We start from the raw sequence: 21,605 nt of genomic DNA, 5'->3' as shown, positions 1-21,605 counted from the left end.
ATTCTCATCATGGCAAAGCAAAAGCAGGTTTTCGAAACCGAAAGCAAATTAAGGTGGAACACTTTTAAATGGACAAGCCGGATAATTATTTTTTTGTTACTATTGATTGTGCCGGTTGTGTGGATCTCACTGGCAAATATGAATACGCCTTTTCTTCCCAAACTGGAACGAACAGGCTATACAAAGAATAAGAACCTGGTGATACCGAAAGATTTTACGAGGCAGGATGCTATACGCTATAAAGGTTTTCAGCATTTTTTAGAGCTGCGTAAGCAAAATTACGATCATATAGCACGGGATGCAAAACGCCCCTATACGCAGGCGGTACGTGCTGCTTTTTACGTGGATTGGGACCCGCAATCCCTGTCGTCCTTAAAAGCCCATATTCATAAATTAAATATGGTGCTGCCCGAATGGTTTTTTATTGATCCTGTTGCAGATACGCTCGTAGTACGCATTGATGCAGAAGCCCTGCAATACATGCGCAGATACAATGTGCGTATAGTACCTATTATGAGCAATGTAAATATTGCTGAAACAGATGGCAATTTTGATGGTACATTATTAGACAGGATAATGCAAAATCCCGAAAAGAGAAAACATTTTCTGGATCAGATAGAAGATGTTTTACAGAAAAATCATTTTGCAGGGATTAATATTGATTTTGAGGAGATACATCAATCTACTTTAAAGCCGCTTTTTCTTTTTCAGAAAGAATTGTATGAGCGTCTTCATGCAAAAAAATTACTGGTTACGCAGGATGTGGTTCCGGGTGACGATAACTATAATCTTACGGTAGCAGAGCCTTATCTTGATTATATTTTCCTGATGGCGTATGATCAGCATTTTACTGAAAGTGTACCCGGTCCTGTTAGTGAACAGCGGTGGATAGAGAAAGTGCTTGATAATACTGCGGCAAACATCAGTTCCGATAAAATAATATTATGTCTTGCAGCGTATGGGTACAACTGGCCCGAAAATAGTAATGCTTCTAATGTAACCTATGCCGAAGCGATAGCTTTAGCCAAAGATCATTATGCCCCAATTGAATTTAACAGCGATACTTACAATTGTTCTTTTAGTTACAGGGATGCAGACAGCGTTCTACATAAAGTATATTTTAATGATGCCGCCGGGGCTTTTAATACCATGCGTTTTGCAGACGACTATGGAGTGGCGGGCACTGCTATATGGAGGCTGGGCTCGGAAGACGAAAGGTTATGGACCTTTTATAACAGGGATTTAAGAAGAATAGCTGTTGCTGCTTATCCATCTGTTTTTACAAAACTGGAGCACAGCCCTGTTGGTTATAAAAAGCCGGATTATATCGGGGATGGAGAGGTACTGGATATGATCACAGAGCCCGCTGACGGTGTAATGAAGATTGTAAGGGATAGTATAGATAACCTTATATCCGAAGAGGAGTACCTGCAACTGCCTACCAGGTATATCATTAAGAGGTTCGGGAAAGTGAACCGGCAGGTACTTCTTACTTTTGATGATGGCCCCGATCCTGAATTCACCCCTCAGATATTGAATATACTGAAGCGGGAGAAAGTTCCGGCTACTTTTTTTGTAGTGGGCACCAATGTAGAGAGTAATCTTTCACTTTTCAGACGCATTTATAAAGAGGGGTTTGAAATAGGGAACCATACTTTCACACACCCCAATATTGCAGAAGTAGGCAGGAGCCGTGCTACCACGGAAATTGAGGCTACCCGGCTGCTGATCGAATCGCAGACAGGGCATAGCACAATCTTGTTCAGGCCGCCCTACAATGCAGATTCTGAGCCGGGCAGCTATGTGGAGCTGGAACCTATTGCTATTAGTAAGAAACACAGCTATTATGCTGTTGGAGAAAGTATTGATCCCGAGGATTGGGATACCAAGAACCGGGCTTATGTAATGAACGCCGATACGATTTATAACAGGGTGGTGCGGGAGTATGAGGCAAACCCCCAAAAGGGGATTATTTTGCTGCACGATGCGGGGGGGCCGCGCCAGGCTACGGTAGATGCCCTGCCACGAATTATTCAGTATTTTAAACAACGGGGAATAGCGTTTATTACAGTAGCTCAGCTGTTGAACCTGACCCGGGACCAGGTAATGCCCCCGGTACAGGGTGCCTGGCTTGGTGCTGATTCAGCTGCGTCCAAAACCATAGCTTTCCTGTCAGAGTTCTTAAAAGTGTCCTTTTGGCTGGCCATTTTATTAGGTATTTTACGCATACTTTTTCTCGGGGTTTTGGCACTGCTGAATTATTTTAAAGACAAAAAAAAGGGTACTCCTGTTATTGGGTCATTTACTCCTAAAGTAAGCATTATTGTTCCCGCATATAATGAAGAAGTGAATTGTGTAGCTACGGTAAAAAGCCTGCTACAACAGGATTACCCGAATTACGAAATCATTTTTGTAGATGATGGATCGAAAGATCAAACTTTTGAGCGTATAACAGAAGCTTTTGGAAACAATAAAAGAATAAAGGCATACCGGAAAGAAAACGGGGGCAAAGCATCTGCATTGAATTACGGCATAGAAAGAGCTGGTAGTGACTTCCTGTTGTGCATAGATGCCGATACTCAGCTTAAAAGAGATGCTATCAGCCAGATGATGCCCTATTTTAAAGAAGAAAGCACAGGCGCTGTTGCTGGTAATGTAAAAGTGGGCAATACTCAAAAAATACTTACCCGTTGGCAATCAATAGAATATATAACTGCTCAGAATTTTGATCGCCGGGCATTTGATTATATTAATGGTATTACCGTGGTTCCGGGTGCCATAGGGGCTTTCAGGAAAAAGGCCATGCAGGACGTTGGCGGCTTTGCCACGGATTCCCTGGCAGAGGATTGCGACCTCACTATCCGTATTTTGCGGCAGGGATATGTGATTCGTAATTGTACTGCCGCTATCGCGGTTACCGAAGCTCCGGAGTCGGTAAACCAGTTCCTGAAGCAGCGGTTCAGATGGTGTTATGGCATTATGCAAAGCTTCTGGAAGAACAGGGATGCCTGTTTTAATCCAAAATATAAGGGGTTGGGAATGATAGCGCTGCCTAATATTTTATTATTCCAGATCTTAATGCCAATGATCGCGCCACTGGCCGACCTGCTGTTTTTTGTAGGCCTTGTTTATAACAGGAACGATATGGATAGTATGCAGCAGATACTTATTTACTATTTTCTGTTCCTGTTTATAGATGTATTTATTTCTGTAGTGGCATTTCGCTTTGAAAAGGAGAATTACTGGCGGCTGCTTTGGTTATTGCCGCAAAGGTTTGTATACCGGCAATTAATGTATATTGTATGGTTCAGATCGGTAAGGCGTGCCATAAAAGGGGAAGGCCAGGGCTGGGGGAACCTGAAAAGAACAGGGAATGTGGTTTTAAAAGAAACCTGATAAAGTAAGCAAAGGTATCCTATGCCTGTTTTTAACCCATACAGGTAAATGGCCACAAAAAAATACCGTTCTTCGTTGGAAAAAGAACGCTATGAACTTTTAAGTTGCTTAATTCGTTAGCAAGCCTTCTTCAAGTTCCACTACCAGTTGCTGTTGATGGTTCTCTATCCAATCAGGGATAGGTTGCTTGGAATCTAAGCTCCATTGATTATCATTGTTTTTTGTAAGCCTGAAAAACAAGCGGTTGCCCCTGTCATCTGCAGTGTCAACATCAAAAACATAATCACCAGCGTTATTATTTTTTTTGAAATTGAACTCTCTTAACCTGTTATTGATTTTAACCAGCCTGCTAAAATGTATGATTTTTATAAATGAAGTATGCATTGTACGAATAAGATATTTTGTGCCTGCAAATATTGTACCGCTCAATTGTATTTTAAAAAGTATAATATGGTGAAAAGGCTATTAAACGGTCTAAGATAAAGCAAAATGAATAATCCTTTTTGGTTTTTGTTGTATTTGTATAAAGCGTGAAAGTTAAAATAGTAGGAATCAATAAAATAAATTATCCACAATTATTTGGCTATAAGCATAACATGAAGAAATGTCAGGCAGATGCTTACTTTTTTTTATAAACAACGGATTGTATAAAATGACTGTAATGCCATTTTATATAAAATTGTTTGTAGTGAAACGTTTGAAAAAGAAAAGACATGTCTGCCAATTCCTGCGCCTCAATTCCACTCACAACGCTGAAAAAGAAGTACATTGTTTTCAATAATATTTTTTGCCATTTTTTTGCCACGCTTGTTGGAACAAAATCGGTATATAACCAATTACCTCCGGGTTTAAGATGAGGGTGCAGGATTTCAAAAATGGCTGCCGCCTTTTCAATTTTAAAATTATCGAAAAAAAAAGCTGTAAAAATGCAGTCAAATTGCTGTGTAAACGGGCAATTTTCTATGGCATCACAAATAAAGATCACTTTGTTAGCGCCGCAATTTCTCTTTTTTGCAAGGGCTATCATTTTTGCAGCGTTGTCGATATAAGTTATAGTAAGTCCAGCCGGATACAGCCTGGCCACTTCCTCCAATATCCATCCCGAACCGCCACCGGCTATGAGTAAGCTACTGTTGGGTGCAATGTGTGAGAGCAAACAGGTTTGCGCCCGTATAATAGCTTTGCCGAAAATAAGCCGGCTTATAAAATCGTAATAAGGAGCTATAAAGTTGTAATTGTTGCGCATTGTTTTAATAGAAATGGTTATGCATCAGTTAGCAACACCCCGGCTATTCCGCATAATGCTTTAAAAAAAATCAGTCCATCTATTATTACCAGGTAATATAAAATCCTTTTCTCTTTTTGCAATGAGTATGCAACAAGCAACAGGCATGCAAATGGCAGCAGGTTTAATAAAATGGCTACCCGGCTGATGTCTTGCGTCATCGTAAATAAAATCAGAGAAATAACCCCTATTAATAAAAGAGGAATCAGAATAAAAAAAATTGTTTTATGCAGTCCATACCGTACCACAAATGTTTTTAGCTGTCTGTTCGAATCATCTGCATAATCTTTAATATCAAACATGATAGCATTTATAGTGCAAAACATAAAGTTTTTTACAAATAGCCAGCTCACCCAAACAGGATTGGCTACTAAAGTACCCTTTTCAATTTTAATATCAATAAGCGGAAGTATATTTACACAGGATGCCCATACAAAGCCAATCACAAAGGCCTTTATCCAGCCTGTGCCCCTTAAATTTAACCTGATAAAAGATTTGGGTAACAGGCCATAGTACAACAAAGCCGCCATAAGTATTATACCAGCTGAGAGCCAGTATACCAGCTCAAGCTGAAAAACAGCTTCCCGGTTTTTTATAACTATGTACAGTATTAAAAGAATACTGGCCGTTAGAAATATGAGCTGGCTCGTTTTTACAAAGCGGTTATTTTTTTGGTACCATTTTGTACGTGGATTGACCGAATTGTTTGCATTTACAGGTCCAACATAGGCGTACGTATAATACAAAACAGTAATCATAAAAAGCAGGCTGTAGAAAGCAAATGAATTGAATGGTAAATGTGCCTGCAGGCTCATTTCTATGGATAGTGCAACTGAAAGCAACCCCACAAAATAATTTGAGAAGAAAATAAATTTTATAAACTTATTGCTCATGTGCACATGCAAAGATACAGGGGCTGTAAGTTGAAAATTTTGTAGCTTCGATGAATTGTAGAATTTAATGATTATTGCGGATGCAGCAAAAGCAAGAATGGGCAGATATACGAAACCTGATATTTCAAGGCGAGCCTGATTTTGAGAAAATTGCTTTAGATATTTTCAGGTTTCAGTACGCTAATAACGTTATTTATAGAAAATATGTAGATGCACTTAAAGTGGATGTATCTAAAATTGTAAAAACGGCAACCATTCCTTTTTTGCCGATCCGTTTTTTTAAAACCCATCCAATTACCACTGGCCGCTTTAACCCTGAGCTGATCTTTGAAAGCAGTGGTACCACTCAAACTGTGAATAGTAAGCACCTTGTAAAAGATGCCGGTATTTATGAAGAAAGCTTTTTTTCCTGCTTTGAACGATTTTATGGTAATGCTAAAGACTGGTGTGTGCTGGGTCTGTTGCCTTCTTATCTGGAAAGAAAGCACTCTTCACTGGTTTACATGGTGCAGCAATTGATTGAAAAAAGCGGGCATGAAAAGAGTGGTTTTTATTTATATGATTTTAAGCAGCTTGCACATACTTTAGCCGTGCTGGAAGAGCAAGGCCAGCAGACTTTGCTGATCGGCGTAACCTTTGCCCTGCTTGACTTTGCTGAAAAGTATCCAATGCCTTTGCATCATACAGTAGTGATGGAAACCGGGGGCATGAAAGGCAGGAGAACAGAAATGATAAGAAATGAAGTGCACGATATATTAAAAGATGCGTTTTCGCTGGATGCTGTACATTCGGAATATGGTATGTCGGAGCTGTTATCACAGGCTTACTCTAAAGGTAACGGCATCTTTCAAACTCCACCCTGGATGCGCATTCTATTGCGTGATGCAGAAGATCCTTTAACCATAAAGAATATTGAAGCAAATAAAACCCGCGGGCTTATTAATGTGATAGATCTGGCAAATATTTACTCCTGTAGTTTTATTGCTACTGATGATTCGGGCGTTTTATATTACGATGGCCGTTTTGAGGTTATAGGAAGAATGGATAACAGCGATTTGAGAGGATGCAGTTTGCTGGCTGTTTGAATAATTCATGATCAAAAGCCATTCGGAAGAGAGAGGCTGTAGTAAAAAAACCGGCCTTTGCGGCCGGCTGGTTATCCTTATTATCTACGAACGGATATTACACATTAAACCTGAAATGCATAATATCACCATCCTTCACTATATATTCTTTTCCTTCGATTCTTAATTTACCTGCTTCGCGGCAGGCGGCCTCGCTTTTATATTGCAGGTAATCTTCAAAGGCAATTACTTCTGCTTTAATAAAGCCTTTCTCAAAGTCGGTATGGATAACTCCGGCACATTGCGGGGCTTTCCAGCCTTCATGGAACGTCCAGGCACGTACTTCCTGTACGCCTGCGGTAAAATAGGTATTCAAGCCTAATAATTTATAAGCAGAGCGGATCAGGCGGTTTAATGCCGGCTCTTTCATTTGATATTCTTCCATAAATAAAGCTTTGTCATCCGGGTCCTCCATTTCAGAGATCTGCGCTTCAATACTGTTATTCATCACAATAATTTCAGCGCCCTCCTCTTCGGCCACTTTTTTTAGAACTTCTGAATACTTATTGCCGGTGTGCATCGATGGTTCATCTACGTTTGCTACATACAGCACGGGTTTGTCGGTAAGCAAAAACAGGTCGGCAACAGCCAGCTTCTCTTCTTTACCCAGGTCCAGTGAGCGAATGCTTTTACCTTGCTCCAAATGGGCTTTGCAGCGCAACAGCACTTCCAGCTCCGGCTTTGCCTTAGGATCTGTTTTGGCCTGTTTTTCCTTCTTTTGAATTTGTTTTTCCACGCTGTCCAGGTCTTTTAGCTGTAGCTCTGTATCAATAATCTCCTTATCACTTACAGGGTGGATAGCGCCTTCTTCGCGCAATACATTATCATCCTCAAAACAGCGGATTACATGAATAATGGCATCTACTTCACGTATATTGGCCAGGAATTTATTACCCAGGCCTTCACCTTTGCTGGCACCTTTCACAAGGCCGGCAATATCCACAATTTCAATCTGGGTAGGTACGGTCCTGTTAGGCTGAACCAGTTCTGCCAGTTGTGTGATTCTATTGTCCGGCACATCCACCAAACCCACATTAGGTTCTATGGTACAAAAGCGGTAGTTGCTTGCCTGTGCCCTGGCGCTGTTGCTTACCGCGTTAAACAGCGTTGATTTTCCTACATTGGGTAGTCCCACTATTCCTGCCTGTAAAGCCATTTCTTATTTAATATTTAGTATTTTGATTGACCATTGACCACTAAAAAGTCTGCAAAGGTACAATTAATGTCTGACTTACTAAATACCCGGAGTTGGCGGCCATATAAATATTGCATGATATGCCGAAAATTCAACAAAATGAATGCATCGCTGTTCTAATTGTAAATCATACAATAATCAGATATGTAAATAATGTATTATGACTAAAAAAATCAAGCTTGGAAAAACTGATCTTGAAATAGCCCGCATCAATTTGGGCGGTAATGTTTTTGGATGGACCCTGGATGAGGCAAGATCATTTGAAATACTAGACGCATTTATTGAGGCAGGTTTCAATTTTATTGATACAGCGGATACATATCCCTGGTGGGTGAATGGAACCGGAGGTATGTCTGAAGCGATTATTGGGAAATGGCAGAAAAACAGGGGCAACCGTAAAAACCTGGTTCTTGCTACCAAGGTGGGATCGGAGACTAAAGAACATGGTTATGATATCAGTAAAAAACATATCCTGAAATCTGTAGATGAGTCTTTAAAAAGACTGCAAACCGATTATATTGATTTGTACTATACCCACTTTGACGATGGCAAAACTTCGCCGGAAGAAACTTTATCAGCCTATGATGACATAGTGAAAGCCGGGAAAGTACGGTATATAGCAGCTTCTAATGTGTCACCTGAAAGGCTGGTTCAGTCTTTTAAAATATCCCGGGAAAAAAATTTTCCGGAGTATATTGCCTTACAACCTCATTACAACCTGGTGGAAAGATCAAAATATGAAACGGAGTATGCGCCTGTAGCCCAAGCGCATCACCTTGCAGTACTTCCCTACTGGTCGCTGGCTGCGGGGTTCTTAACCGGCAAATACCGTTCTGAGGCCGATTTAGGCAAAAGTATACGGGGCTCCGGCGCCGGCAAGTATCTTACAGCAAAAGGGCTGGAAGTTTTAAATGCGCTTGATGCTGTAGCGGCTAAGTATCATTCGCTGCCCGCAACTGTTTCTTTAGCCTGGCTGCTGGCGCAACCACAGGTTGCCGCGCCGGTCGTGAGCGCAACGAATGCTGAACAATTACATACAATACTCGCAGCCCCCGATCTGCAGCTTGATGATGAAGATTTAAAATTACTGAACTCCGTAAGCAGCTAAAGCTTCTATCTTATCAGGCCTGGGTACAGCATACCAGGCCTTTTTGATGCAGCAATAACTTTTGACAATTTATTATTATTAGTTGTTGTCTTTTGGTATTTTTACTGCTATGGTTTTAAGCAGGATTTGGAGCGCATTTATACTCATTGCACTCATAGTAGCTTTGGGCAGATTTATATTTCAGCCCGGGCAGCAACAGCTGTTTACTCAAATGGTAACAGGCAAGAGCGGCGATACTACGTATATTAAAGAAGTAGATGCTGCCTTACTGCCGGCAGGTTTACCGGAACAGATGGTTCCCGGGCAAATTGTGAAATGGGAGGGACACCAGGTGATATCTATGGGTAACGGTATATTTAAAATGTATGATCTGCAGCCTACCAACGGCGTTTTTGATACTACAAAAGATGCGGTTACGCTCTGTATCGGCCTTATAGGAATCATGGCATTGTTCCTGGGATTTATGAATATTGCCGAGCAGGCAGGCGGAGTGCGGTTTTTGTCGAGGATCATTGGGCCGTTTTTTTCTAAGATTTTCCCGGAAGTGCCTAAGAACCACCCGGCGATGGGACATATGGTAATGAATTTTTCTGCCAACCTGCTGGGGTTAGACAATGCTGCAACGCCTTTTGGAATCAAATCGATGGAAAGTTTGCAGGAGTTGAATCCTGATAAAACAAGAGCTACCAATGCGCAGATCATGTTTTTGTGCCTGCATGCATCGGGGCTAACACTTATTCCTACTGTAATTATAGCCGACAGGGTAGCTTTGAAATCGCAGTTCCCTACAGAAATATTTATCCCATGTATGATAGCCACTTTTGTAGCTACTATTACTGCAATGACCATCGTATCTGTGAGGCAGGGGATAAAAGTCTTTCAGCCCATAATTATAGCCTGGGTAATGGGTATAACGGCTGTGTTTTCCGCTTTGATATTATATGTGCGTACCTTGGATATTAAAGGGGTGCAGCTGTTCTCTACCAGCCTTAGCAATGGGTTGATCCTGCTGATCTTTTTATTGATCATTGCGGGAGCTATTTATAAAAAAGCTCCTGTTTTTGACGCTTTTGTAGATGGAGCAAAAGGAGGTTTTGAAACGGCTGTTAAAATTATCCCATACCTCGTAGGTTTACTGGTGGCCATCAGCCTGCTGCGTAACAGCGGCGCTTTTGATTTTGTTATGGACGGCATCAAGGCACTTTTTGCTTTTTCCGGCGGCGATGCACGTATTGTTGATGCTTTGCCTACTGCACTGTTAAAGCCTTTTAGCGGTAGCGGAGCACGCGCCATGATGATCGATACGCTGAAAGCTCATGGCCCCGATTCCTTTACCGGTAACCTGGCTTCGGTATTCCGCGGATCAGCAGATACTACTTTTTATATTATTGCGGTTTACTTTGGTGCAGTGGGAATTAAAAATACCCGTTATGCTGTTGGCGCCATGCTGCTTGCCGATCTTGCAGGTATTATTACCGCTATTGCGGTTAGTTATTTGTTTTTTAGATAGGAGAGGGTAGATGGTATGGTAGACAGGATGTGTTCACATCCACCCCTACATCGTGTTTATAGCGGCATGCTGAAAGCCTGTTACCAATTATCGGTCCCTGGGCAAATAAAACTAACTGAAATCAGTTCATTCAATTTTGATCATTTTTATTGCCGGTAGTACATAAAACACCCGCTACGCCATTTGAGCTGTGCTGCTTAATGACTTAGCGGGTGTAATCTCACTACTCTTTTGTAGTGCGTTATTTTTTATTCGGCTGTATCCCACCAAACCGGCGCAGAGAGTATCGTTCTCAGGTTGGCTTCCGGGTGAGAATTCTTCCAGTTGGTAGAGTTATAATTTCGTTCGTGGCTACATTGCTGAATACGGCGGGGCCAATAACGCTCATCTGTTGGAGCTCCGCCAGGGTAACATTCCAACGAGGTTGCATTCACTTCAAATGGACGTCCAAAATCGGGATATACCACCCCGAACTTTGGATTAGGAGCAGAATAATTGAAACGGCGCATGTCGTTCCAGTTTTGGACAGTCAGCGACATTGCTATTTGTTTCTGTTGCATAATTTTGGCCATCGTTAATTCTCCTGCATTCTGTGCCACTGCCGGACTTGCTAAAAACGCAGCAATTTCGGATTCGGAAATAACTTGTTTGCCATACTTGGTCTGATCGTATGTTTTGAGCTTTTCGTTCATTGCTTCTATATGCGCGCGAATACCCGCCTTATACGCGATCAAAGCGTTTCCCGGATCACCTTTCCTGAACAAGGCCTCGGCTTTGATAAAGCACATCTCATGATATGTTAACAAATGTGCGGGTGCATCAGCCCGTATATAAAAGCTACCGGTAGAGTTGATATTGATCACACTATTGTTGAAATTCGGATTATCAAGTGTCATGCCATTGTAACGGTTGGCCAGATACTGGTCATTTTTGTTATCCTGGAAGGCTGCAATCCAATCCAAGCGATCCGAATAAATAGAAATATATATCGAGTCGCCCTGCCGCGCTACTGTAGTATTTGTAGTAAACCATCTGTTAGTAAATGATGGGTCAGCACGCTGGGTTGCTGTTGCACGTACCTGACCGGAAGGATGTGTAGTAGTACCAGCCCTCGTAGCCATAATTTCATATGCAACAGGGCCTGCACTTGTACGGATATTTGATTTCATATCCACTCCTTGGGATAAGCGCCATTCCTTTTTCCCGGTTGTAGTGTTATAAAATTCTGCACTTGGAATGATACGCGTAGCACGGGGGTCCATAATGCCTGATCCTCCGGTAAATGTGTTAGTCAATAAGTCTGTGTACCATTTGGTTAGACGGTTTCCTGTTCCTCCCAGATTGGTATGCTGCATTGCTGAAACAATACCGGAAATATTAGTTTCTGATGTGTTGATGGCCTCCATTACAGTATTATCTGCATTGGACTGAGGGGCATTGTCCAGTGCGGCTAACACTGCATCCGGATCATAAAAGGATTTTTTGGATAAATTATTCAGCCAACGGGCCTTTAAGCCATAAGCCAGTTTTAACCATTTTTGAGGGTTGCCATTGTTCCACACATCACCGCTAGACAAGGGCGTAGCTTTTGCTGGCTGAGTTTTGGACAGATTTTCGATTGCCTTGTCTAACATATCCATACAGCCGTAAAAAATTGTTTTACCATCATCGTATTTGGGAGAAATAATTGATCCTAAAGCCTCGGTGTAGGGCATTTCGCCGTATAAATCCAACATGAGCATAAATCCCCAGGCATGAATTAGTTGTGCAGCACCTACATAATGCCAGGCCTCTTCTTCAGTAGCTTTATTAATAAGTGGTTCCAGATTGGTGGCCGTGTAAACAAACCATGCCTGATAAGGCCAGGTTGTTGATGCCAACGGGAAATCCCAACGAATAATTGCATCGTTATTGGTGCTACCAGTTATCTTGGTCACGTTTTGTGTAAGCCAGGCTGCGCGTGTGCCTGAAGATTCATACGCATCTACGAATTGCATTTGAATAGACCTCAACCGTAAATCCGGAGTTGGTACTATTTCACTGGCTTTGCTTGGATTGTCGTTTATGTCCAACCATTTTTTGCACGAAGCAAGGTTCAGCATTAACAAAGCAACTAATATATATGATAATTTTTTCATAATTCTTTGTTTTTAAAAAGTCACGTTAAGTCCAAAAGTTATACCCGATAAGGCCGGAATACCATTGTAGTCTATACCTACTGAGCTTGACCCTATTGCTCCGGCGCCGGCTGCCGAAGTCTCGGGGTCCATTCCTTTATAGTTTGTCAACAGCCAGAGATTTGTTCCGGTTACTGTAAGGCTAGCGCCCTTGATTGCCTTTACACGGTTCAATACCGATCCGGGAAGAGCATAGCCCAAAGAAATCGTACGTAAGCGCAACCAGTTCGTATTGGTCATATAATTGGCCGACTCTAAATTATAAGCATTCTGCCAGTAACCATTAATGATACTTTCGCCGCTCATGGTTTGATTGCCGACTGTATACATTTTGCCTCTTTCGTATTCAAAGGTTTTCAAGTCAGAATAAATAGGTGTTTTATCTGGATTATCTCCTGTTTTAACTACTCCGGTAATGGTTAGTTTTTCCCGGTTGGCCGAACGGGCGCTCATGCCCATAGAGGTCATATAGTAATCGGTGCCATTATATACATCGCCCCCGATACGGTAATCCAGCAAGAAAGAAAGGTTCCAGTTTTTATATTGAAAGCTGTTATTAATGCCCCCGAAAAGTTTAGACTCCCTGTTCCCGATTTCGTATGTTTGCAAGCCGTCAGATTGCGGCATACCCGATTGCGGATTTAATACTAAATGGCCTTCCTCACTTCTCAGCCATTTCGACCCTGAAATAGCCATAAAGTTCCCACCATTAAATGAGGCTGCTTTGGCATTTCCAACCTGTACATCTGTTACGTACAGAATATCTAATCCCGGAAGCAGGTTCTCCACTTTCCCTTTATTGCGAGAAGCATTGATGGTAACATCCCAGGTAAAGTTTTCCTGTTTGATAGGAGAGCCGGTCAGCGTCAATTCCACACCATTGTTTATGATATTCCCTGCATTTGTCCACATCAGTATATAGCCTGTAGCCTGCGAGGTGCGAGGTTGCATCAATTGGTTAAAGCTGCTGTTTTTATAGTAAGTAAATTCCAAGCCCAGGCGATTGCGGAAGAATTTCAGATCCATACCATATTCCTGGGCTTCCGTAATTTCGGGTAATAGTTCTTTGTTACCCCGTAACCAGTCGTTGCGAACGCCGATGCCTAATCCCCCATTATACAAAGTATATTCTGCCGGTGTAACCACATATGTATTGGTTACGTAAGGATCTGTGGCTTTCCCTACCCGGGCAAGAGAAGCGCGTACTTTACCATAGGTAAGAATGTTATTTTTAGGAATGAACTGGGAAAAGATAAAGCTTCCCTGAATGGAAGGATAGAAGTAGGAACGATTTTCAATAGGTAATGTTGAAGACCAGTCGTTACGTCCCGTAAATGAGAGGTACGCAAAATCTTTATACGACACACGGTATTCGCCAAAAACACCCATTAAGCGTTGTTGCGACAATTGCTGCGCTGCATCTCTATCGGTAGCGGCAGCGTTCATATAAATATATTTTCCGGGGATAATAAAATTCCAGGCTTTCCGTCCGTTATACTCAATGTCGGTCCATTCCGCCGTAGTTCCTAACATCAGGTTCATATCAACATCACCAAATTTCTTTTTGAAGTTGGTCATAAGGTTGGAACTTTTAAATTCGAATGTTCTGTCGTTTTCAGACAGCAATCCTTTTTGATAAATCAGAGAGATGCCTGAACCCGGTGATGCAAAACGAGTCGTATTTTGCGTATAACGGTCTATCCCTATCTGATAGTTCACATCCCACCATTTTGTAATATCCACGCTTGCCTTGATACTACCGGTAAGGCGCTTGGTTTTGTCAGTTCGGGGCATTTTATTTAATATCCAGTAAGGATTATCGAAATCATTTTGTACCAGGTCCCAGTCAAACGGGCGATATTTGGAGCCATCCTCGTTCAACCAGTGCTTCATGTCCATGTCGCGTGGCCATATAAATGCTGCCTGTACCGCACCTTCGCCGCTTGAACCATAAAGCCCGCCAGAAGTGAGAGAGCTTGACTGATCCGCGGAGGAATAGGCTACGTTAGCTCCCACTTTTAGAATGCCGTACTTTTGTTCGCCGTTAAAACGGAAAGTGGTTTTATCATATTCTGAGTTAGGGATGATACCAGTGGAACTGAAGTTGGATACCGAAAGATAAAAACTTCCTGTTTTTGTACCTCCGGAAAGGCTGATCGAATTATCCCAGGTATTTGCCTTCTGAAAGAAATTACTGATATTATCGTACATCACATCGCCCGAACCAAACGGTGCGCCCCATGAGCCCATAGTAGTAGTAGCATTGCCTTCTATAAGATCGCCATTTTGTTGATAAAAACCCCTTTTATACCGGTTCTGGTATTCGGGCAGGCGATTTGCCCAATTCGTCACATACCGGGAATTGAGACTAACACTGGCTTTGCCTTGCTTTCCGCTTTTGGTAGTAATCAGGACAACGCCTGCCGCAGCCCGCGAACCATAGAGTGCCGCCGCGGCCGGACCTTTCAATACAGATACGTTTTCAATATCTTCGGGGTTGATATCCATTACCCGGTTACTGTAAGTAGAGTTGGTTGACTGAGCCCCGTCGAAGCCACTTTCGCCGTTGATGCTGGCAGAATTATCGTAGATAAGGCCGTCCACTACAAATAAAGGCTGGTTGTCGCGTTGGAGGGATGTACCTCCGCGAAGGATGATACTGGCGCCAGCGCCTGCTCCACCACTTGTTTGTGTTACATTCACCCCGGCTATTTTGCCCGCAAGGGAGTTAACAATATTTGCCGTCTTGTTTTTCATGAGTTCTTCAGCCCCAAGATCCTGGGCCGCATAACCTAAAGCCTTTTTCTCACGCTTGATACCCATGGCCGTAACAATTACCTCGCCCATATTTTCAGTATCATTTTTTGTAAGCGTAATATTTATAACATTTGATGATCCAATTGTTGCTGTTTCGGTAATATAACCTACATAGGAAAAAGTCAGGATATTTCCTGCATTGGCAGAAATAGAAAATGAGCCGTTTACTGCTGTTTGCGTACCGCCTGGTTTTCCCTGAACTGATACGGAAACGCCTTGTAGCGGTATCCCGTCTTCACTTAATACAATGCCTTTAATGGTTCTTGTTTGTGCTAATGCCGGTGTGGGTAATAAACAGCAGAACATCCAAAACAAGAGTAGACTTGTTATTGTTTTTCTCATAATAGATATATTTATTAATTATAAAACGCTTAAACCTGCCTTTATAAATGGTTGCAATAACCCGCTTTCTGATTCCAGCTCTGTAATTAAATAATCAATACTATCTAATCCGCAAACACGTATAGGCTGGTACGTTTCGAGCTTTTCTGAAATGGTCATACAGATCACTTTTGATGCAGCGTTTACCATGGCTTTTTTTACCTGTACTACTTCCCAGTCATTATCAGTAACGCCATGTTCTATATCAATGGCATTTGTTCCCAGAAAGCACAGATCCGCATTTACATGGCTGATCTTTTCAATAGCTTCCGCACCCACTGTTATTTTTGAATCCTTCGACAACCTGTCACCAATCACTACCACATTAATATTAGGATGAACCATACAGGCGTTTATCACCGGTATGCTCCCTGTCATTATTGTAAGCTTTAAATGTGGCGGCAGGGTACGGATCATTTCAAGGATTGTAGTGCCGCCACTGGTCAGAATAAACATTCCGCTTGTTATCAACTGCAATGCCTTGTTTGCAATAATTTTTTTATGAGCCTGAGAATAAACGTGTGCCGCTTTAAACTGTATCTCACTAAATGCCATCGAAAGCGCGCCGCCGTGCACTTTTATGAGGCGCCCGGCTTCTGATAGTTCCTGCAGATCTCTTCTTATTGTGTCTTCCGAAACTGCGATCTCATTACATAAATCAACACTCAATACTTTATTATGAAGATTGAGCTGGTGAAGAATATAAGCCTGCCTTTCTTTCTTAAGCAATTCTTAATATTTTGTTAGAGATAACCTAAAGATAATACAATTTACTGCAAAAACCAGCAAAAAACCGGAAAAAATAACTAAAAATATCCCGCAAATCCGAAAAATATATAGCAGGGGGTGTTAAAAAAGAATAGTGCCTGGTACCAGGCACTATAATAAAGAGAATTAACTTAAAAAATCTTTATATTCATTTATTTTTTAATGGTTTTGGAAACTGCACTTTCTTTATTATCTGCATTAAGAGTAGAAACAGAATAAAATCCGGTTTCAACCGCATCTACCTGGCTGGCGCTGGTAATGGTTAATACTTTTGCTTCTTTTTTTATATCGGTGGTAAAGTACACTACCGATCTGACAGGTCCCGATGTATTCCATTTAAGGACATTTCCTTCCAGGCGAACATTCTGAGGATCAGCCGGTGCAGGCGCTACGGCTCTTCCCAGGAACGGTATAACGGCAGGGTCGCTCCATAGCTCGGCCAGCTTATTGGTAATATCCGGCTTTGAGTTCAGGTATTTGGCGCTATAAAGCAAACTTCCTACTACCGCTTTTTTATTTTTAATCAAACTGAATTGGTTTGAAAGATCGGAGCTGCTATTCATTACATAATACCCATGCCCGATCATCAGATGCGGCTTATTATTGAATATATCCCATTCACCCAATTTGGTTGAAAAATTTGAATTGCTATATAATTGAGGGATCACCACATCCATCCACCCTTCAGCGGCCCATTTTTTAATATCGGCATACATCGTATTCAGGTTATAGGTAAAATCGGATGCGGGAGAAACTGAAAATACTACCTCGGGCTTTGTTGCTACAATTACGTCCCGAACGCCTTTAATGGCTTTATCTACATTTGACCTCCTGAATTGTTCAATAGTTTCTGTACCGGTTTTATAAGTCAGGTAATCGTTCTGGTCTGATACCATTTGCCCTGCCGTTGAAGGGTCGGGATAAAAATAATCATCGAAATGAATACCATCTACCTCGTATTTGGTAATAATATCCTTAACAATATCTGCCAGCCGCTGCCGTACTTCCGGTATGGCAGGGTTGTATATCTGTATTTTTTCATGGCTTACTACCCATTCGGGCTTCACCGACGAATGTAGTGCAGGATAATAGGAACTCGTACCGGCTCTTGTTGCAATACGGTAAGGGTTCAGCCAGGCATGAAACTCAATACCTTTTGCATGTGCCTCATCAATCATGAACTTTAGTACGTCATACCCGGGATCTTTTCCCCTTGTTCCTGTAATAGCCACGCTCCAGGGTTCATAGGGAGAATTGTAGAAGGCATCGCCCATTCCCTTTACCTGTACAAAAACAGCGTTCATATTCAACTGCTTAAATTTCTCCAGGTACGAAATGTATTGTTGCTTTTGCGTAGCAGCATTATAATCTTCCTGCGGCCAGTCCAGGCCCCATGCAGTAGCCATCCAGGCAGCACGCATCTGCTTTTTGGGCAGGATCATTTCTTCGCCCGAAGGATTGGGCGGTTTCGGGGAGGGATCATTACCCGAATTCTCTTTTTTACAGGCATTGAAAAGTGCCGCCAGCAGCACTATTAATATGAGACAATTTAACTTTTTCATGGGGCTGTATTTGTGATTATATGGAAGAACGGGTACTGCCATGTATTTTAAAAGCGTTTCCACTTACTGATATGTCAGTAAGAAGAAACGCATCTTTGTTTTATTCATCCAGGCTCTTTATTGGAAAATCAATCACTACAAAACCCGCATCGGTATATGCCGAATATACAGTTAACTTCAAATCTCTTCCATCAGTATCTTTTGTAATGTGCCACCTAGTTTGCAGGAAACAGTTGGGACCCGCTGCGCCAAACAAAGGATATTCATATATAGGCGCTCTATCGGCAGCCGGTTTACCGTTAAATTCTTCCAGCGCTTCCGTTGTTGTTTTCCCTTTTGTAATGTTATATACATATAACACAGCTGCTTCCGCTCCAGAGCGGGCTGCAGTGGTCATTACCAGGTATCGCTCCCTGTTGAAGTTTATCACGTGCGCATCCGTACCTCTTTCAGGAACAGCGGTATTGCTTAAAGAATAGGAAACTGCTGCTGACTCATTGGCTACCCTTACAGGGCCTAAATACCCCTTATAAATATAATCAGGCGTGTTGGCCACCCTGTTAAAACCCATCATATAGGATTGCCCGGTAGTGGCCATAAATGCCACCGGATCCGAAATCTGGGTATAATTGGTCACCTTTAGTCTTGCCAATCTTGTAGCCGCATTATCGCCAAAATAAAAATACCCGTTACCATTTTCATCCAGGTTAGCCGACATATTATCACCCAGTCTTACACCACCATCGGGTATTACCGCACTCCACAACAATTGGGGTGGGGCAGAGGGGTCTGTCCAGTAATAAATTTTTAAAGGACTGGCCGCCGAGTTACCGGAGAGGTTGGCGATATAAGTATGCCCATTGATCTGCGCTCCCACGTTTACAGGAAATGTTCCACCGGAAACACCTGTCAGATTCAGCGGTATAGGATTAATTACATTATTTTTTAAATCGGACACCTTTAAGAGGTGCGAACCTCCCGAAGCCCGGGTTACAACCAGCACATGTTCACCGTCGAAGCCGGAACCCCTTGTGGCTGCGCCTGTAAAAGAAGGATACAATGGATTTCCCAACGGGTTACTGGTATAATCGTATATCTGCGGCTTCTCAAAATCGGCGCCAAAAGGCGGCACTTTTGTACGCAGTGTAAGAGAGTACTCCCTGAAACGTTTATTATTGATTACCTTAATGATCTGCGTAAGAGAGGTTTTGCTTTCAATAAAATATTCGGCTCCATCTTTAAAATCAAATTGCAGCTCTGCTTTTTCCAGCGAAGCACCGCTGGACATTTCGGCTTCTAATTTTACCTTGCTGAAATCAGTCATTGTATCAGCATAAGGAAAAGATATGGTCTTCCTGCTTTCATCGATAACGCCTTCTAAAATTGTACCGCCATTGGCGCCGGCATTTACAATTCTGATCGATTTCAGAACCACTTCATCAGGAGAATCTACATTTCCCGGGTATTTTTTCTGACAGGAGATGACCAGCAGCATTGCGGCCAGCGTTACGATCATTACCCTGTATTTAGAAATATGTTTCATCATTTTTAATATATTTTTATTAAGAGGTAATAATGCTGTTATTCGTATGCGGGCCAACCTTCTGTTTGGGCCAGCTTGTAACCATTATTTTTATAATTGTCCATCTGGTTCCTGCCTATGGGCGCTAAATAAGGATTTACACCGGGCAGGTTCAGGAAGGGTTGCCGGCCATTGGTATTGGTAGTACGGAAAAAGCCTTGCATGGCTGCATTATTGGTTCCGTTATAAACTACGGTATTGCTGCCATTTACCACAGATATTTGTCCTACATTGGCAGCAGACAGGCTTCCCGGTACTTCTGCGGGAAAGTTTACCCAGCCTCCGGATAAAAGGTCTTTCCGGGTTTCTGTATTCATATATTCCAGTTTTTTCCAGCGTTTCAGGTCCTGGTAGCGCGAATATTCAAAGACAAATTCCATGCGTCTTTCCCTGCGAATTTCCCATAGTAATGCTGATACCGACGGATCGCGGGAAGGATCATCCGGCAGCGCCGCCAGTTGCAATGGTGCCGTTTTTACTACTCCTTTGGCTACAGCTTCCGGCGCCAGTGGCCTGTTCCGTATTTTATTAACAGATACATCTAAATCTGCCTGCGTGGCAGCGCCCATTTCAGCTTTGGCCTCTATCCAGTTAAGCAGCGCTTCCGCATACCTGAATACAGGATAGTCTGTCTGGTTCCTGTTGCTGGAAAACTCGGCGGGAGGAGTGCCGCCAGCTTCAACGATTGCCACCACGCTACGGGGAACAAATTTGTTGATATACCAGAAGGTCGCCACATTCTTTGGTGTTGGCTTATCATAAAAAGTAGCTTCCAGTCTCGAGTCTCTGGTTTTAATCATATTCGATAGGGTAAAGCTGGTGGCATTAGTGGCCTCAGAGTTCTGGTAAGGGCGTCCATCTACACAAATGAAAGATTTCAACAAATCGGTAGTGGGGCCATAAGCAATGGACTCTGACAGGTTATTATAAGTGGCTACGGCATGTGTAATATTTACTGCCGGGTCATAATGCCGGTACAATATCACATCTTTGTTACCGGCGAGGGTATTAGAAGCAAACAGGGTTCTGAAATCGGTAACAATATCGTATCTACCGCTGTTGATAAGCAAATTCCCTGCTTCTACAGCCAGCTGAAAAAACTTGTTAGCCCGCTCATTGTTATTGTAGTAATATTTCTGCCAGGACCCTTCCCTTAGCGCTACCCTGGTAACAAAACCCGCTACTACATATTTATTCACCTGCTGGTCGCCGTCTGCAGCCCTTACGTTATTCATTGCATATTGCAGGTCATTGTATACTGCATCCATTACCTGGTTGCGGGGTGTGCGCGGTTTATACAAATCATCCAGGTCGGTATCCAGCGGCACATAATCATAGTAAGGCACATCTCCGAATGTGGTCACCATATCTGCATACTCCAAAGCCCGGAAAAAACGGCCTATACCGGTCCAGTGATTATAGCCTTCTTCTTCCAGCAGCCCTTTCATCTTGTTTTCTATCCGGTCGAGCATAATATTTAAAGAACGGATAGTGGAGTAGCTCCATATACTGCTGTTGGGAACCGATCGGGCAAAGTTGCCCTGGTTTCCTCTTAAAAGGATATCATCGCTAAACTGAAAGCCCAGCATGGCCGCATCGGCTTCTGCGCTAAATCCTGTACCGTAGCCTGTAAAAAAAGAAGGGTAGTATTTATTGGCATAAGCTCTCAGGTTCGCTTCTGATACCCAGGCAGTCTGGTCATCTTCTGATGTAAGCTGCGGCCTGTCCAGGAATTTTTTACAGCCTGCTGAACTGATTACCAGGAATGCCATTAATAAAGTATATAATTGATATTTCATAATAATGG

The 21,605-nt window shown here is 42.4% G+C and carries 14 protein-coding genes; 4 read left to right on the top strand and 10 right to left on the bottom strand.

The window, feature by feature from the left end:
* The first annotated feature begins 9 nt into the window (after positions 1 to 9).
* A complete protein-coding gene (locus ACYVBM_RS00950) occupies positions 10 to 3,396 on the top strand; it encodes a glycosyltransferase (protein WP_460683731.1) in 3,387 nt (1,128 codons plus the stop codon).
* Positions 3,397 to 3,504: 108 nt separating this feature from the next.
* Here the strand turns inward: ACYVBM_RS00950 and ACYVBM_RS00945 are convergent, their stop codons facing one another.
* The 3 genes from ACYVBM_RS00945 to ACYVBM_RS00935 all read right to left on the bottom strand — a co-directional run bounded on the left by ACYVBM_RS00945 (position 3,505) and on the right by ACYVBM_RS00935 (position 5,574).
* The gene (locus ACYVBM_RS00945) at positions 3,505 to 3,780 is read right to left on the bottom strand and encodes a hypothetical protein (protein WP_460683730.1); all 276 of its coding nucleotides are present in this window, start codon (positions 3,778 to 3,780) and stop codon (positions 3,505 to 3,507) included.
* Positions 3,781 to 4,015: 235 nt separating this feature from the next.
* On the bottom strand, positions 4,016 to 4,642 hold the full coding sequence (locus ACYVBM_RS00940) for a class I SAM-dependent methyltransferase (RefSeq protein WP_460683729.1): 627 nt from the start codon (positions 4,640 to 4,642) through the stop codon (positions 4,016 to 4,018).
* A 17-nt stretch (positions 4,643 to 4,659) separates the two neighbouring features.
* Positions 4,660 to 5,574 carry a UbiA prenyltransferase family protein gene (locus ACYVBM_RS00935; protein WP_460683728.1) on the bottom strand — a complete coding sequence of 305 codons (915 nt, stop codon included), beginning with the start codon at positions 5,572 to 5,574 and terminating at the stop codon, positions 4,660 to 4,662.
* An 80-nt stretch (positions 5,575 to 5,654) separates the two neighbouring features.
* On the opposite strand from ACYVBM_RS00935, the gene ACYVBM_RS00930 reads away from it, so the two are divergent.
* Positions 5,655 to 6,659 carry a long-chain-fatty-acid--protein ligase gene (locus ACYVBM_RS00930; RefSeq protein WP_460683727.1) on the top strand — a complete coding sequence of 335 codons (1,005 nt, stop codon included), beginning with the start codon at positions 5,655 to 5,657 and terminating at the stop codon, positions 6,657 to 6,659.
* 97 nt (positions 6,660 to 6,756) lie between these two features.
* Here the strand turns inward: ACYVBM_RS00930 and ychF are convergent, their stop codons facing one another.
* Positions 6,757 to 7,854, bottom strand: a complete 1,098-nt coding sequence (gene ychF, locus ACYVBM_RS00925; protein WP_460683726.1) for a redox-regulated ATPase YchF — start codon at positions 7,852 to 7,854, stop codon at positions 6,757 to 6,759.
* A 199-nt stretch (positions 7,855 to 8,053) separates the two neighbouring features.
* On the opposite strand from ychF, the gene ACYVBM_RS00920 reads away from it, so the two are divergent.
* Positions 8,054 to 9,001 carry an aldo/keto reductase gene (locus tag ACYVBM_RS00920; RefSeq protein WP_460683725.1) on the top strand — a complete coding sequence of 316 codons (948 nt, stop codon included), beginning with the start codon at positions 8,054 to 8,056 and terminating at the stop codon, positions 8,999 to 9,001.
* 109 nt (positions 9,002 to 9,110) lie between these two features.
* On the top strand, positions 9,111 to 10,511 hold the full coding sequence (locus tag ACYVBM_RS00915; RefSeq protein WP_460683724.1) for a nucleoside recognition domain-containing protein: 1,401 nt from the start codon (positions 9,111 to 9,113) through the stop codon (positions 10,509 to 10,511).
* Between the two features lie 248 nt (positions 10,512 to 10,759).
* Here ACYVBM_RS00915 and ACYVBM_RS00910 read toward each other — a convergent pair whose 3' ends face one another.
* The 6 genes from ACYVBM_RS00910 to ACYVBM_RS00885 all read right to left on the bottom strand — a co-directional run bounded on the left by ACYVBM_RS00910 (position 10,760) and on the right by ACYVBM_RS00885 (position 21,597).
* Entirely contained in the window at positions 10,760 to 12,649 is a 1,890-nt protein-coding gene (locus tag ACYVBM_RS00910; RefSeq protein WP_460683723.1) for a SusD/RagB family nutrient-binding outer membrane lipoprotein, read from the bottom strand.
* Positions 12,650 to 12,661: 12 nt separating this feature from the next.
* Positions 12,662 to 15,847: a SusC/RagA family TonB-linked outer membrane protein gene (locus tag ACYVBM_RS00905; RefSeq protein ID WP_460683722.1), complete on the bottom strand. Its 3,186-nt coding sequence runs from the start codon at positions 15,845 to 15,847 to the stop codon at positions 12,662 to 12,664.
* Positions 15,848 to 15,865: 18 nt separating this feature from the next.
* The gene (locus tag ACYVBM_RS00900) at positions 15,866 to 16,615 is read right to left on the bottom strand and encodes a DeoR/GlpR family DNA-binding transcription regulator (RefSeq protein ID WP_460683721.1); all 750 of its coding nucleotides are present in this window, start codon (positions 16,613 to 16,615) and stop codon (positions 15,866 to 15,868) included.
* Positions 16,616 to 16,806: 191 nt separating this feature from the next.
* A complete protein-coding gene (locus ACYVBM_RS00895; protein ID WP_460683720.1) occupies positions 16,807 to 18,216 on the bottom strand; it encodes a glycoside hydrolase family 10 protein in 1,410 nt (469 codons plus the stop codon).
* A gap of 100 nt (positions 18,217 to 18,316) precedes the next feature.
* Positions 18,317 to 19,762, bottom strand: coding sequence for a DUF4623 domain-containing protein (locus tag ACYVBM_RS00890; protein WP_460683719.1), 1,446 nt, complete (start codon positions 19,760 to 19,762; stop codon positions 18,317 to 18,319).
* A gap of 35 nt (positions 19,763 to 19,797) precedes the next feature.
* Positions 19,798 to 21,597: a RagB/SusD family nutrient uptake outer membrane protein gene (locus ACYVBM_RS00885; protein WP_460683718.1), complete on the bottom strand. Its 1,800-nt coding sequence runs from the start codon at positions 21,595 to 21,597 to the stop codon at positions 19,798 to 19,800.
* Positions 21,598 to 21,605 lie beyond the last annotated feature (8 nt).

It is taken from the genome of Niabella aquatica (assembly GCF_054779315.1).
This window is presented reverse-complemented; position numbering and strand designations above follow the sequence as displayed.